Origin of the sequence: Arthrobacter sp. zg-Y820 (genome assembly GCF_030142155.1) — a bacterium.
Classification (GTDB): Bacteria; Actinomycetota; Actinomycetes; order Actinomycetales; family Micrococcaceae; genus Arthrobacter_B.
Window position 1 is genome coordinate 1168179 of sequence record NZ_CP126247.1, and the last position, 13590, is coordinate 1181768.

Consider the following 13590-nt stretch of genomic DNA (forward strand, 5'->3'; position numbering starts at 1 on the left):
CGCTGGCGCAAAGTCGCCATAGCTGCACACTCGTGGCCAGTCCCGGCCGCGCGCGTCGTGGCCGGGTACCCGCCAGCCTGACCCGCCGCTCCCGCCGTCGTCGCCTCCCGCCGGCGACCCGCGGGCGGGTGAATTCGCAGAGACCGTCCTGACTTGCGACAATGATGCCGAACCGTGTTTCCTGCGTCCGTTCCGGTGGGCCGCAGCTCCGTGCCGACGCCGAAGGACCCCGATGGGACACAGCCATTCTCCGCACTCCGACGAGCCGCCGTCGCCGGCTGCGCTGGCCGCCCGGCGCCGGGCGAACTGGCTGCTGACCTGGATCCTGGTGCCGCTGGGGCTGCTGGCTGTGGTCGGAATGGTCCTGATGTGGCCGTCGGGGGACCGCAGCAGCATCACCGTCTCCGATCCGTACGCCACCGCCGACGGGGTCAAATTCGACACCGGCGAGGTGCAGCGTGTCAGCGAGGAGGACTGCCCGTCGTCGCAGGCGCTCGTGGAGGCCGGCGGCACCGCCCAGCAGTGCCTGGTTGCCTACACCGTTCCGAACGCCGGCGGTCCGACCATCCAGATCGAGGTGCCGCCGGAGGTCGCCAAGGGCGAGGTCATCGAGGCCGGCGACACCATCCGCTACCTCAACCTCGAGGCCGTGATGCAGGGCGGCGGGGGAGCTCCGCCGTATGTCTTCGTGGACTTCGTCCGCTCCGTCCCGATGGCGGCGCTGACCGTGCTGTACGCGGGAGTGGTGATCGCCGTCGCGCGCTGGCGGGGACTGCGTGCGCTGGTGGGGTTGGTCGGGGCCTATGCCGTGCTCGCCGGGTTCATCCTGCCGGGGCTGGTGGAGGGCAAGCCGCCGCTGCTGCTGGGGCTGATTGGTTCAAGCGTGATCATGTTCGGGGTGCTCTACTTTGCGCACGGCTTCACCGCCCGGACCTCCACGGCGCTGCTCGGTACCCTGTTCGGACTGTCGATCACGGCGTGCCTGGCGGCGTGGGCCACCGATGCCGCCCACTTGGTGGGGGTCGACGACGAAAACGCCTACACGCTCATCAACTCGTCCGAGAGCATCTCCGTTTCGGGCATCATCCTGTGCGGGCTGATCATTTCCGGGTTGGGGGTGCTCAACGACGTCACCATCACCCAGTCCTCGGCGGTCTGGGAAATGTACGAGCTGGCTCCTGGCGCCAGCGCGAAACGCTCTTCTCCGGGGCGATGCGGGTGGGCCGGGACCACATTGCCTCCACCGTCTACACCATCGCCTTCGCCTACGCCGGCGCTGCCCTGCCCGTGCTGATCCTGGTGTCCCTGTACGACCGCCCCTTCCTGGACAGCATCACCAGCGGGGAGCTGGCCGAGGAAGTGATCCGCACGCTCGTGGGATCCGTCGGCCTCGTGCTGGCCATCCCGGTGACCACGGCGATCGCCGTGCTGGTGGTCAAGGCGGTCGGGATCAAGGGCGTTGGGGCGGAGGGCCCGCCCCGGAATCCTGCCGCGGTTGCGGGCGGGCTTGCGAATGGGGCGGGGCCCGACGGCAGGGGCGTGGGCGGCGTTGGCGTAGGCGGCGTTAAGCCGCACGGCCGGGACAGCTCTGCCGCGGTAGTTGCCGGTGTCCGTCCGCATGTTCCCGGGGGAACCGCCGAGGCGGACGAGCCCCAGGATCCGGCCGACGGCAGCACCCCTGACCTGCCCACTCGCCGGTCACTGAGCAGCCGGACGCAGCTCCCGACGGCTAGGGACGCGGAAGGCTAGAGCCGGGGACTGGAACCCGCCAAGACCGCCGGATCTGCACTCTCGGTGTTGGAAGGGCGTTTATGGCTACCGAGACTGCAGATGTGCTGGTTTTGGCGCGTCGGTTCCCGTCGAGAGTGCATGTCTGGTGGCTTTGGCGCGGTGGATCCCGCCGGATCTGCGCTCTCGGTGCTGGAAACCCGCCAAGACCCGCTGGATCTGCGCTCTCGGTGCTGGAACGGGATCTCACGTGCAGATAATGGGGCTTCGGGAAATCTATCGTGCAGATCAGGGGCTGAAAAGGCCCGAAAACCGGCTTTTGGGCCCGTTATCTGCACTATGGATCGGCTCCGGGGGCTTGAGGTCAACCGTCGTGCAGAACAGGGGCTTTCGCGGGATCTTTCGTGCAGATAATGCTGCCTCGGGAAATCTCTCGTGCAGATCCGGCTGTCTGAAACGCCAAAAGGCGGTCCGGGAGTGCATTATCTGCACGAAGGATCCAGAGAGGGGCTGGGGGAGTGCATTATCTGCACAAAGGAATCCTGACAGGTGGCCGTCACCTCGAGCCCGGTCCGAATCGTGCGATCCACCCCGCCAACACCCCCACCCCAACACCCCACCCCAACGCCCACCCCAACCTCACTCCACACCCCGAACCCCACACCGCAAGCAGGATTTGCATCCACTTGCGAGAATGGGGGTGTGACTGTTTTATCCCCTGAACTCAAGCTCGAGCTGCCGCCGCTGCAGCTGGGTCCCATCACCGTGGACACGCCGGTGATCCTGGCACCCATGGCCGGCATCACCAACAAGGCCTTCCGCCGCCTCTGCCGCGAATACGGCGGCGGCCTGTTCGTGACGGAGATGGTCACCTCGCGGGCCCTCGTTGAGCGCTCGCCGGAGTCGCTGCGCATCATCGAGCACGACGACGACGAAAAGGTCCGCTCCGTCCAGCTGTACGGCGTGGATCCCGTGACCGTCGGTGCAGCCATCCGCATCCTCGTCGAGGAAGACCGCGCCGACCACATTGACCTGAACTTCGGCTGCCCCGTCCCCAAGGTCACCCGCAAGGGCGGCGGCTCGGCCCTGCCCTGGAAGCTGGACCTGTTCAAGGCCATCGTGCAGACCGCGGTGAAGGAAGCCTCCAAGGGCAATGTTCCGCTGACCATCAAAATGCGCAAGGGCATCGACGAGGACCACCTGACCTTCCTCGACGCCGGCCGGATTGCCCGCGACTCCGGCGTCGCCGCCGTCGCCCTGCACGGGCGCACCGCGTCCCAGTTCTACTCCGGCAAGGCCGACTGGTCGGCCATCGCCGAACTCCGCGAAGCACTGCCGGACATTCCGGTGCTGGGCAACGGCGACATCTGGTCCGCCGAGGACGCCATCGCCATGGTGCGCGAAACCGGCGTCGACGGCGTCGTCATCGGCCGCGGCTGCCAGGGCCGGCCCTGGCTGTTCGGCGACCTGCAGGCCGCCTTCGAGGGCAGCGACGTGCGCCACCGCCCGGGACTCAAGGAAGTCTCCGAGAGCGTTTACCGGCACGCCGAACTGCTGGTGGAGACCTTCGGCGGGGAAATGATGGCGCTGCGCGACATCCGCAAGCACATGGCCTGGTACTTCAAGGGCTACGTGGTGGGCGGAGACCTCCGCGCGCAGCTGGCCACAGTGCCCACGCTGGAAGTGCTGCGCGAGCTGCTGGACCAGCTCGACCCCGAGGCCCCGTACCCGGGCGTCGACGCCGAAGGTCCGCGCGGGCGCGCCGGATCACCCAAGAAGACAGCACTGCCGGAAAACTGGCTGGAATCGCGCGAGCTCAACGCCGCGCAAAAGTCAGTCATTTCCGCAGCCGAACTCAACATTTCAGGTGGCTAAACACCCATGACCTTTCCGCAGGCTTTCCAAACCGCAGGCTATACCGACGTTGACCTTGCCCGCTGGGTCACCGAGCCTGCGAAAAACACCAACCGCACCCAGTTCGGCCGCGACCGCGCCCGGGTCCTGCACTCCTCGGCGCTGCGCCGGCTGGGCGCCAAGACCCAGGTGGTCGCCCCGGACACCGACGACTTCGTCCGGACCCGGCTGACCCACTCCCTCGAGGTGGCGCAGGTGGGCCGCGAGCTGGGCAACGCGCTGGGCTGCGATCCCGACGTCGTCGACGCCGCCTGCCTTTCGCATGACCTGGGGCACCCGCCGTTCGGGCACAACGGCGAGACCGCGCTGAACGACATCGCCCACGCCATCGGCGGCTTTGAGGGCAACGCGCAGACGCTGCGGCTGCTGACCCGGCTCGAGCCCAAGATCATTGCGCCCGACGGCGGGCCGGCCGGCCTGAACCTGACCCGCGCCTCCCTGGACGCCTCCTGCAAATATCCGTGGCGGATGGCCGACGCCCCGCTCGTCAACGGGCACCGCACCACCAAGTTCGGGGTCTACGAGGACGACATGCCGGTCTTCACCTGGCTGCGCGACGGCGCCCCCGCCGGCCGCTCCTGCCTCGAGGCGCAGGTCATGGACCTGGCCGATGACATTTCCTACTCCGTGCACGACGTCGAAGACGCCATCGTCGCCGGCCACGTGCAGCTCAAGTGGCTGGACAACCCGGACCAGCGCGCCCGCGTGGTCGGCTACACCCAGCAGTGGTACCTGCCCGGCACCGACGGCGCCGCGATCGAGGAGGCGCTGAAGCGGCTCGAGGCGGATCCGGTCTGGGTCCGCGAATCCGACGGCAGCCGCAAGGCGATGGCAGCGCTGAAGGACATGACCAGCCAGCTGATCGGCCGGTTCTGCAACAGCGCCCTGGAAGCCACCCGCGGCATTTACGGCACCGACCCGCTCACCCGCTACCACGCCGAGATGGTGGTGCCCGAGGAAACCCAGCTCGAAATCGCCGTCATGAAGGGCCTGGCCACCACGTTCGTGATGACCACCGACCAGCGCCAGCCGCTCTACGAACGGCAGCGCGAAATCCTCACCGCCCTCGTGGCGCAGCTGTCGGCCACCGGGGACCGGCACCTGGAGCCGATGTTCGCCGCGGACTGGCGGGACGCGGACGACGACGGCGCCCGGCTGCGCGTCGTCGTCGACCAGGTCGCCTCGCTGACGGACGGTTCGGCACTCGCCCTCCACGAACGGCTGGTGGGCCCGGTTCCTGCGCTCTGGTAGGGAATGTGGCCGGCTCTCTGGTGAACCGGCGGCTGAACCGTTAGCCTCTGGCGCGGGGTGGTTCAGCGTCCGGCGATTCACTATCGCCGGGCGGTCGGCCGGACACGCGCACCAGAGGACCGCTATGAGCACTGAGCAGACAACCCGTTCCCGCCAGCTACGCCGCGTCAGGAACGGAAGCCGACGGTTCCACTCTCGGAGCCTCCTGGTTTTCCTGCTAGGCCTGGCGATGTTGCCGCTGGGGCTGCCCGCGCAGGCCGCCCCGGATCCCGGGCCTGTTCTGGGTGCGCCTCCTGCCGACGCGACGAATACGGACATCGTGGTCACCTCGCTGGGTGCCGGGAGAAACGTTTCGGGAGGGTTGCCGCCCCTGGGGCAAACCTGGCCCATTGACGCCTATCCCGCCGGTGTGCCGGCCGGGTACCAGACGGAAAACGTCAGCTTTGCCGGCATCATCAACACCCAGGACGCCAGCGGCACCACCACCGCCGAGATGTACTGCATCGACCTGCGCACCTCCACTAGGGTGAGCATCGGTTACGAAAACGGCAGCTGGGATGAATCCAACGTCCCGAATATCGGATACGTCAACCGGATTCTGAATACGTACTACCCGAGCACGAATCTCCCTGCCGGCGTAAACAACAACACCAAGGCGGCCGCAGTGCAGGCAGCCATCTGGTTCTTCACTGACGGCTACGTGGTCAATCGCACGAGTTCCCTCTACCCGACCGTCGCTTCCATCGTGAATGCCACCATTGACGCCGGGCCGCTGGAGGAGCCCGACCCGCCGGCCATTGCCATCACACCGCCCACCACCGGAGCACCCGTGACCGGAGTCGCCGGGCCGCATACGGTGACGTCCGAGGCGGACGAAATTGAAGTGACGGTCGATGAAGGCTTCAGCCTCTACGCGGATGCCGAGGGAACGGTTCCGTTGAACAGTCCAGTGCCGAGCGGAACGCAGGTCTGGGTGCGGAGCGATACGGGTGCTACGGGACCGGCAAACCTTACGGCCCGGGCCGCGGTCACCGTACCCACGGGCAGCGTCTATCTTTACGACGCGGCAACACCGGGGGTGGACAACGCCCAGAAGCTGATCCTGGCGGTTACGCGGGAGCTCAGCTCCAATGCGACGGCGGCCGCAGCCTTCACCGAAGTGGGCTCCCTGACCGTCACGAAGTCGATCGCCGGTCCGGCCGCCGGCAGCCAGGGCACCGTAGTCATCAACATCGACTGCGGCACCGGGAACCAGTTCACCTTCACCATTGACGCGGAGGCCACCGGGACGCAATCGGAGACCTTCAACGACATTCCCGCCGGTTCCACCTGCACCGTTACCGAACCGACCACCGGCGCCAGCGACAGCGTCGAAGTGAGCACCATCCTGCCCGGCGCCGTCACGATCGTCTCCGGCACGACGGCGACGGCGGCAGTAACTGACACCTATACCTTTACGCCGGGAACGCTGGTGGTGACCAAAACCAACACGGGGGAGGCCGCCGGCGCCCAGGGCGCGGTGACGATCTCCGTCGTCTGCACCCTGAACGGAACCACAGTGCTGGACACCACGGTGACCATTCCGGAGGGAACCATTACCCCGGAAGCGGCCGAATTCCCCGACCTTGACGCCGGCACCAGCTGCACGGTGACGGAAACCGTGAACGGTTCAAGCGCCGCCGTGGCCGTCACCGTGACCGGGGAAGGGACCGTAACGGTTCCCGCCGCGGGCAGCGTTACTGCGGCACTGACCAACGACTACACCTTCACCACCGGAACCCTCGCCGTCCGAAAGGACATCGCCGGAACCGGGGCCGGACGGCAGGGCGTCGTCACGCTGCAGGTGACCTGCACCGCTTCAGGCGCGACGGTCCTGAACGAGACGGTGACCGTTGCGGCCGGCACCACTGAACCGACCACCGAGGAGTTCGAGGACCTGCCCGCGGGCGCCAGCTGCACGGTCACCGAGACCGCCGACGGCGCCACCACCGAGGTCAGTGTGGAAACCGTCGTTGATCCTGCGGGTGGAACGGTAACGATTCCTGCCGGCGTTGGCGTGGAAGTGGTTTTCACGGACACGTACACGGTGAACCCCGGTGCCCTGACCGTTGACAAGGTGATCGCAGGCCCGGCAGCCCGGGAGCAGGGTCCCATCACGGTCGAGGTCATCTGCACCGTAGACGGAGTAGAGGTGATACGCCAGGACATCACCATTGAAGCAGGCGCCGGAGGCACCGTTCCCGGCACGGTCAGCGGAATCCCGGAAGGTGCGAGCTGCGGCGTCACCGAACCCGGAACGGGTGAAACCCCCGCGGTGGGTGTCACCGTGGAACTGCCCGAAGACGTGACCATAGCCGCTGGGGAAACTGCGGAGGCTAGCGTCATCAACACTTACGAGGTGAATCCCGGCTCCTTGGTCGTCACCAAAGTTATTGCCGGTGAGGCGGCAGGAAACCAGGAATCCGTGGAGGTCGATGTCCTGTGCACCCTCGACGGGGTGACGGTGTTCGAGGAGGTTTCCCAGGTTCCGGCCGGGACCACCGAAGACGTGGGCGCGGTGTTCTCGAATATCCCGGCAGGTGCCTCCTGCTCCATTACCGAACCGGTGACCGGGGCCACCGCCGCGGTCACCGTGACCACCGAATTGCCCGCTGACATCGAAATTCTCGCCGGCGATACCGTCGACACCACGGTGACGAATACCTACAGCTTCCTTCCGGGTGTCCTGGTGGTCACCAAGGTCATCACCGGGGCTGCCGCGGGCGAACAGGGTGAAGTCGTCCTGGAAGTCCGGTGCGGCACAGACGGGTCCGCCCTGGACGAGACGGTAACCATCCCTGGCGGCACCACCGGAGAGGTGACCACCGAGTTTGCGGGCCTTGCCGCCGGCACCGAATGCACCGTTACTGAGACCAGCACGGGTGCCACCTCAACAGTGGAGGTGGAATCCACGCTGCCCGCACCGGTGACGGTACCGGCCAGTGACACTGTGACGGCTGTGGTCACCAACAGCTACGAATTCGCTGCCCAGCCCGCACCCGTTCGTCCCGAGCCGCAGCCCGCCCGTCCCGAGCCGCAGCCCGCCCGTCCGGACCTGCCGGATACCGGTGCCACCTCGGTTGCAGGTCCTCTGGCCCTGGCTGCCGGGCTGCTCCTAAGCGGGGGACTGGGAATGTACCTCAGCCGCCGTCGGCAGGCAGAGGAGTAACGGATAGGGACACAACAGTGGGGGCGTTCCCCGGCCGGCTTCGGACGGCAGGGACGCCCCCGCTGCTATGCCTCCCGGCGCCGGTTTGGCGGGGAAGAATAGACTGGGTTGCATGGCCGGTTTGATTAAACGCGAAGACATTGACGAAGTACGTTCCCGCACCGACATCAAGGCCGTGATCGACGGCTACGTGACGCTGAAGTCCGCAGGCATCGGCTCCTACAAGGGGCTGTGCCCCTTCCACGACGAGCGTTCACCGTCCTTCCACGTCCGGCCGCAGGTGGGCAGCTACCACTGCTTCGGCTGCGGCGAGAGCGGCGACGTCATCTCCTTCGTGCAGAAAATGGATCACGGCACGTTCTCCGAAACGGTGGAGAAGCTCGCCGCCCGGCTCGGCTACGAACTGCACTACGAGGACGGCGGCACCGGACCCCGCCGCGAGGACGTCGGCAAGCGGCAGCGCCTGCTCGACGCCCACAAGATCGCCGCCGAGTTCTTCGCCGCCCAGCTGCGCACCCCCGGAGCGCAGGCCGCCCGGGACTTCCTGCAGGAACGCGGCTTCGACCCGGCGGCCGCGGCCCACTTCGGCGTCGGCTACGCCCCGCAGGGCTGGGACTCGCTGCTCAAGCACCTCACCGACAAGGGCTTCACCCGTGACGAGCTCGCCGGCACCGGCATGTTCTCCACCGGCTCGGACGCCTCCCGGTTCTACGACCGCTTCCGCGGCCGGCTGATCTGGCCCATCCGCGACCTGACCGGCGCCGTGATCGGCTTCGGTGCGCGCAAGCTCTACGAGGACGACCAGGGCCCGAAGTACCTGAACACTCCCGAAACGCAGCTCTACAAGAAGTCCCAGGTGCTGTACGGAATCGACCTGGCCAAGCGCTCGATCGCCAAGGACCGGCAGATCGTAGTCGTCGAAGGCTACACCGACGTGATGGCCTGCCACTTGGCGGGCATCACCACCGCCGTCGCCACCTGCGGCACGGCCTTCGGCGAGGACCACATCAAGATTGCCCGCCGGCTGCTCTCCGACGACGGCACCGGGGGAGAAGTGATCTTCACCTTCGACGGCGACGCCGCGGGCCAGAAGGCCGCACTGCGCGCCTTTGAGGAGGACCAGCGCTTCACTGCGCAGACGTACGTGGCGGTGGATCCGGAGGGTATGGATCCCTGTGACATCCGGCAAAAGCACGGCGACTCAGCCGTCGTCGAACTGATCCGCTCGCGCCGGCCGCTGTTTGAATTCGCGATCCGCTCCACGCTGCGCAAATTCGATCTGAACACCGTCGAAGGCCGGGTGCAGGCACTGCGCGCCGCAGCCCCTGTGGTGGCCGAGATCCGCGACCCGGCCATGCGTCCGGCCTACGCCCGCGAGCTCGCCGGCTGGCTGGGGACCGACGTCGACGACGTCACCCGAGCCGTCGCCGGAGCCGCCAAACGGCTGCGCGAAGGTGCCGCGCACGGCAAATCCGGGCACGGCAAGACCGGGTCCGGGACGGCAGCGCACGACGACGGACGCGGCTCCCAGCGCGGCTACCGGGACACTGGCCAGCAGGGAAGCCAGGGCCAGCGGGGAGGCCAGCACGGAGGCCGCGGTTCGCAGCAGGAGTCCCGCGGCGGATACGGGCAGCCGCAGGGAAGCCAGCAGCAGGGCTCGCAGGCCGGTTACCAGCAGCAGGTGCCGGAACCCACTCTCGAGCCGCCGGCGTTCTCCCGGCCGGACCCGCGGGATCCCGCCGCACGGATGGAACGGCAGGCGCTGGAGGTGGCGCTGCAGCAGCCGGGCCTGCTGGATGAGGGGCAGTGGGAGCGCTTCAAGGCCGCCCGCTTCTCCGTGCCGGCCTACCTGGCGGTGCACAACGCGATCATTGCCGCCGGCCACGCCGGCACCGCACCGGCGCAGTGGGTGGAACAGGTCCGCCAGGAGCTGCCTGACACGCTGCGGGATTTCGTCAGCGAGCTCGCGGTGACTCCGCTGCATGCCCGCGACAACGACGCCCTGGCGCGCTACTGCCGGGACATCCTGAATCGGCTCTTTGAACTGCAGGTGACCCATTTGAAGGCCGAGAAGCTGGGCCAGCTGCAGCGCCTGGACCCCAACGCCGATCCGGCCCTGTTCCAACAGCTGAACCGTGACCTGATGGAGCTGGAGATGCAGCGCCGGGCACTGCGGGGGGACCAGTAGGCGCGGCCGCGGGGCGGGAAAAAATCCCCGCCGGCGCACCGATTTCGCTTCCCTGCGAAACCTCTGTAGAGTAGGACACGCGCTTTCCTCCGTAGCTCAATTGGCAGAGCATTCGACTGTTAATCGAAGGGTTACTGGTTCAAGTCCAGTCGGAGGAGCAAAAGAATGAGGCTCTGACTTGGCATTATGCCGGTCAGGGCCTCATTTGTTTCCCGGGCCAAGCCCGTCTCGGGTGCTCATCCGGCGCCGTTCCGGGAGGAATCGACCGTTGTGGGAAATCCCTGCCACTGCGGACCGGCAGCAGAATCCCAAAGAGGCGGCAGAAATCCCGAAGCGGCGGCGGAATCCCGAAGCGGCGGCGGAAATTTCAAAACCCGCAGGGACCAGCGTGTGCCGCGGGGCCGCGGAGTGGCGGGCCGAAAGTGAGAGCCTGAACACATGGAAACCGTGCGCGGGCACTCCGAAAAGCCTGTATAGTAGAACTCGCGCTTTCCTCCGTAGCTCAATTGGCAGAGCATTCGACTGTTAATCGAAGGGTTACTGGTTCAAGTCCAGTCGGAGGAGCAAACAGGCTCCCCGGCCAGCATCACTGCTGGCCGGGGAGTCTTTTTTTGACCTTTTTCCGGCGGCACGCCCGGCATCCGAGTGACGTCCGGCACTCCCGTGACACCGCGGAAGCGCGCTGACCGACACGCAGGTGCGGCGCCCGCTGCAGCGATGGCTGCCGCCGTCGTGCGCCAGGCGCGCCGCCCGGACGCAGCCCGCCGCCGCGAACTGGCGGCGCAGCAACGGCTGGCAGCAGGCCTCCGCCCGCAATCCGGCGCAGGCCTGCTGTTTCTTTCCAGCCCCTCTTGTCTGCTCCCCGGCTTACGTGTTCCCTCCGCCGCCCGTCGTGCCTAGGGTTATGCGTAGGATTACTAGGTTTGGGGCGGAACTTTCAAATAACCAACGAGAGACAGAGGATCCTTCCATGGGCGCGAGCCAACCAAGGCCTAATCCGGGCGAGTCCGAGAAGGTGGCCCATCCATTCAAGGTGATTGCAGTCACCGTTGCGGCGGCTGTGGGCGGTCTGCTCTTCGGCTTTGACACTGCCGTCATCAACGGCGCAGTGGACGCCATTGGCGAAGAATTTACGCTTACTCCCGGCGTGCTGGGCTTCACCGTCGCCATCACCCTGCTGGGCTGCGCCGTCGGCGCCTGGTTCGCCGGGCAACTCGCCGACCGCCTGGGCCGCAAGAAAGTCATGGTCGGCGCCGCGGTGCTGTTCGCCGCCAACTCGATCGGGTCGGCCTACGCCTTCAGCGAGTGGGACCTGATGTGGTGGCGTCTGGTCGGCGGCCTCGCCATCGGAACCGCGTCGGTGATCGCCCCGGGGTACATTGCCGAAGTCGCGCCCAACAAATGGCGCGGCGCCCTGGGGTCCGTCCAGCAGTTGGCGATTACCCTGGGCATCTTTGCAGCGCTGCTCTCCGACGCGTTCCTGGCCAATTCTGCCGGCAGCGCCCTGGGCGAGCTGTGGTGGGGGCTGGCCGCATGGCGCTGGATGCTCCTGGTCGGCGTGTTCCCGGCCATCGTTTACGGTGTCCTGGCGCTCACCATCCCGGAGTCTCCGCAGTATCTGGTCCGCCAGAACCGTGATGAAGATGCCGCCAAGGTGCTCCGCACCGTCTCCGGCGTGGTGGACACCGACCTGAAGATCCGCCAGATCCGCGAGAGCTTCAAGAGCAAAAAGCCCACGTTCAAGGACCTGCGCGGCCCGAAGTTCGGCCTGCAGCCCATCCTGTGGGTGGGCATGGCCATTGCCGCCTTCCAGCAGCTCGTCGGCATCAACGCGATCTTCTACTACTCCACCACGCTGTGGCAGTCGGTGGGCTTCAGCGAAAGCGACTCGTTCACGACGTCGGTCATCACCTCGATCATCAACGTGCTCATGACCATCGTGGCCATTGCCTTCGTCGACCGGATCGGCCGCCGCAAGCTGCTCATGATCGGCTCGGCGGGGATGTTCGTGGGCCTGCTGATGGCGACGGTCTCGTTCTCGCAGGCCGAGGGCATGGGCGACGACGTCGCGCTGCCCGGCATCTGGGGCCCGGTTGCCCTGGTCGGCGCAAACCTGTTCGTGATCTTCTTCGCCGCGACGTGGGGTCCGGTCATGTGGGTCACCCTGGGCGAGGTTTTCCCGAACAACATCCGCTCCCTGGCCCTGGGCCTGGGTGCGATGGTCAACTGGATTTTCAATTTCATCGTCACCCTGTCCTTCCCGTGGGTGAGCGATAACTTCGGAGTCTGGATCATGTACGCCATCTTCACGATCTTCTCCGTGCTTTCCTTCTGGTTCGTCAAGACCAAACTGCCCGAATTCTCCGGGCGCGCACTGGAGGACCGCGAAGGCCTGGAAACCCCGTAGCGGCCCGGTACACCTGTTCACAGTGTGAAACGTGAGGAGAATGGTAATTTTGGATAATGGCAACGGCGAACAGTAATCAGGGGATGGAGGCAGGGCGCATGAATCGCTCCGCTAGCACACGAAGGACCGCAGGGAATTCGTCATTGGTGGGCCTGGCGAAGGTGATGGCCCGGTTGACCCCCCGCCAGCTGAATGACGAATTCGCGCTGGCCACTGCCGAGATGAAGCAGAAGGGCATCAAGGCGGGGGTCGCTGCGGCGTTTCTCGTCGTTGCACTGCTCTTTATCGCAGGCCTGGCCATCGCGCTGATTGTCGCCGCGATCCTGGGTTTGGCCACCGTGATGCCGGGTTGGCTTGCTGCCCTGCTGGTGGCCCTGCTGTTCCTGGTTATCGCCGCAGTGGGAGGCTTGATCGGCGTCAACCGGTTCAAGAAGACACTGCCGCTGCTGCCCGAGGAAGCCATCTACGGGCTGCGCTACGACCTCGGTGTCCTGAAGGAAGGCCGCAGCTTTGATCCGGCAACGCTGGAGAAGAAGCCGAAGGAGCCGAAGGACAAGGACAAAGACAAGAAGAAGAAAGAGCAGGCGGAGGACGGGCCGAAGCCGGCAACGCCCGAGGAGCTGCGGACCCGCGCCCGGCAGCGGCGCGAACACATCGCCGCCGTCCGCGACGGGCTGGGCGAAAAAGTTGACGTCAAGACGCAGATCAACGAGCTCAAGGCCCGCCGGGCCCGCCAGCAGCGCACCTCGGACACCGCAGGGCAGGGTGACGGGCCCTCCGCGGCCGACGACATCCTGGCCATGATCAAGGAGCGGTGGCAGCCCCTGACCGTCCTGGCGGCCTCGCTGCTGGCCATGGCCATCATGATCCGCAGGCTCGCCTCCAAGTAGGTCC

6 protein-coding genes, 2 tRNA genes and 1 pseudogene are annotated in these 13590 nt (G+C 66.6%); all 9 read left to right on the plus strand.

Translation table 11 applies throughout. The features are described from left to right. The first annotated feature begins 232 nt into the window (after positions 1-232). Positions 233-1749: pseudogene (locus QNO08_RS05195) on the plus strand (YibE/F family protein). Positions 1750-2430: 681 nt separating this feature from the next. After that, entirely contained in the window at positions 2431-3603 is a 1173-nt protein-coding gene (dusB, locus tag QNO08_RS05200) for a tRNA dihydrouridine synthase DusB (RefSeq protein ID WP_229967423.1), read from the plus strand. A 6-nt stretch (positions 3604-3609) separates the two neighbouring features. Then, on the plus strand, positions 3610-4893 hold the full coding sequence (locus QNO08_RS05205) for a deoxyguanosinetriphosphate triphosphohydrolase (RefSeq protein WP_229967425.1): 1284 nt from the start codon (positions 3610-3612) through the stop codon (positions 4891-4893). Positions 4894-5122: 229 nt separating this feature from the next. After that, a complete protein-coding gene (locus tag QNO08_RS05210) occupies positions 5123-8101 on the plus strand; it encodes a thioester domain-containing protein (protein WP_229967427.1) in 2979 nt (992 codons plus the stop codon). 112 nt (positions 8102-8213) lie between these two features. Next, positions 8214-10289 (plus strand): DNA primase, encoded by a 2076-nt coding sequence (gene dnaG / locus QNO08_RS05215; protein WP_229967429.1) that lies wholly within the window; start codon positions 8214-8216, stop codon positions 10287-10289. An 85-nt stretch (positions 10290-10374) separates the two neighbouring features. Continuing rightward, positions 10375-10447: transfer RNA gene (locus QNO08_RS05220), tRNA-Asn, on the plus strand. A 333-nt stretch (positions 10448-10780) separates the two neighbouring features. Further along, a tRNA-Asn gene (locus QNO08_RS05225) sits at positions 10781-10853 on the plus strand. 406 nt (positions 10854-11259) lie between these two features. Further along, positions 11260-12696 (plus strand): sugar porter family MFS transporter, encoded by a 1437-nt coding sequence (locus tag QNO08_RS05230; RefSeq protein WP_229967431.1) that lies wholly within the window; start codon positions 11260-11262, stop codon positions 12694-12696. A 98-nt stretch (positions 12697-12794) separates the two neighbouring features. After that, on the plus strand, positions 12795-13586 hold the full coding sequence (locus QNO08_RS05235; RefSeq protein WP_229967433.1) for a phage holin family protein: 792 nt from the start codon (positions 12795-12797) through the stop codon (positions 13584-13586). Positions 13587-13590: the final 4 nt, after the last annotated feature.

Excerpts from the sequence above, each read along its gene's own strand:
- QNO08_RS05230 (WP_229967431.1), top strand. The coding sequence starts at position 11,260 with ATGGGCGCGAGCCAACCAAGGCCTAATCCGGGCGAGTCCGAGAAGGTG.
- QNO08_RS05205 (WP_229967425.1), top strand. The coding sequence starts at position 3,610 with ATGACCTTTCCGCAGGCTTTCCAAACCGCAGGCTATACCGACGTTGAC.
- dnaG (WP_229967429.1), top strand. The coding sequence starts at position 8,214 with ATGGCCGGTTTGATTAAACGCGAAGACATTGACGAAGTACGTTCCCGC.
- QNO08_RS05235 (WP_229967433.1), top strand. The coding sequence starts at position 12,795 with ATGAATCGCTCCGCTAGCACACGAAGGACCGCAGGGAATTCGTCATTG.
- QNO08_RS05210 (WP_229967427.1), top strand. The coding sequence starts at position 5,123 with ATGTTGCCGCTGGGGCTGCCCGCGCAGGCCGCCCCGGATCCCGGGCCT.